The sequence below is a fragment of the Streptococcus suis genome (assembly GCF_002964045.1).
GTDB classification, from domain to species: Bacteria; Bacillota; Bacilli; order Lactobacillales; family Streptococcaceae; genus Streptococcus; species Streptococcus suis_U.
The window spans coordinates 1-1,554 of record NZ_POPB01000428.1 but is presented as its reverse complement, the minus strand read 5'-3'; the positions used below and the strand labels follow the sequence as shown (position 1 = coordinate 1,554).

Genomic DNA, 1,554 nt, shown 5'->3' with positions numbered 1-1,554 from the left:
GGCTTCTCTTGGAAATGGAATAAGAGAAGTTGATAGAGTTCATAGTGCTGTCGTAGTTCCTCGGAGAAAGACAGGAGTTTTTCCAGTATTTCCTTGTTAGTCAAGTGCATTCGGAACATAGGGCGATAAAATCGTTTATCGCTGATTTTACGGCTATCTTGTTGTATCAATTTCCAGTAGCGTTTCAAGGCTCGGTATTCCTGCGATGTTCTGTCGAATTGATTCATAATTTGAATACGGATACGGTTCATAGCACGACTAAGGTGTTGAACAATATGAAAGCGGTCGAGTACAATTTTTGCATTGGGAAATAGCTGTCTAGCCAATTTGTAGTATGGACTAAACATATCCATGGTAATGACTTTGACCCGATTTCTAACCTTTCTAGGATAGCGTAGAAAGTGGTTTCGGATGGTTGCTTGAGTTCTTCCGTCCAGAATGGCGATGACATTTAGGGAGTCGAAATCTTGAGCGATAAAGCTCATTTTCCCTTTTTTGAAGGCATACTCGTCCCAGCTCATCACCTCAGGTAAGGCATTCCAATCTGTTTCAAACTTGAACTCATTGAGTTTTCTCATAACTGATGATGTTGAGATAGATAGCCTGTGTGCAATATGTTTCATTGCTTGATTTTCGATGAGTAATTGAGCAATCTTCTGGTTAACAGCGACAGAGATTTGGTGGTTCTTCTTGACAAGAGGAGTTTCAGCGACCGCTATTTTTCCGCATTCTTTACACTTGAAGCGACGCTTTCTAAGGCGGATAAGTAGCGGGTAACCAGCAGTTTCTAGGTAGGGGATTTTAGAGGCTTTCTGGAAGTCGTATTTAGCCATTTGTCCCTTGCATTTTGAGCATTTAGGGGCTGTGTAATCCAAGTGACCGTGGAGTTCTAAGTGAGTTCCTAGGTCATATTCATTAGAGATAGTGATATTTTTGTCTTTAATTCTGAGAAGATTTGTGATAAGATTTAGTTGTTCCATATGGACCCTTTCTAATGAGTAGTTTGGTCGCTTTTCATTATAGGTCATATGGGACTTTTTTTCTACACTCAAAAAGGCTCCATAATCTCCACGGTGGTTTTACCCACTACAGAAATTATAGAGCCATTATAAAAGAGAAAGTCCAACAGGGCTTTCTTTTAGTTTACTTTAAGAAAAATGCCTGTCTTCTTTAGCTTGATTTAAGTTTTTCATCTTATACTATTCTTGTCGTCAGGTGAGTAAAGACTCGCTATGATAAAAATTATTGAAAAGAGGAAAATTATGTCGTTAATCAATCAATTGAAGTCTCAATCGAAGAGTAACCGCCCAATAACAAGGTATCTATCTACTCACTCCCTCCTCCAGTATACTGTTAGAAAAACAAAACTGGAGGATTTATTATGTCACAGCCCATCGTCCCATTGACTGTTCCCCAATCTAGACACTTTGAGAAGAAAGGCAGAAACGATATTCTGATGAAAATTCGTCTCGGAAAAGTGGAAGTCACATTCTTCCAATCTATCAACCATGAAGTAATGGAAACGATTTTGGATAAGGTACTGCACTATGACCA

General features: G+C 39.1%; 1 protein-coding gene. It reads right to left on the bottom strand.

Annotated elements, in window-relative coordinates; genetic code table 11:
- On the bottom strand, positions 1-980 hold a 980-nt coding region (locus C1E99_RS10965; protein WP_193441808.1), incomplete at its 3' end, for an ISL3 family transposase.
- Positions 981-1,554: the final 574 nt, after the last annotated feature.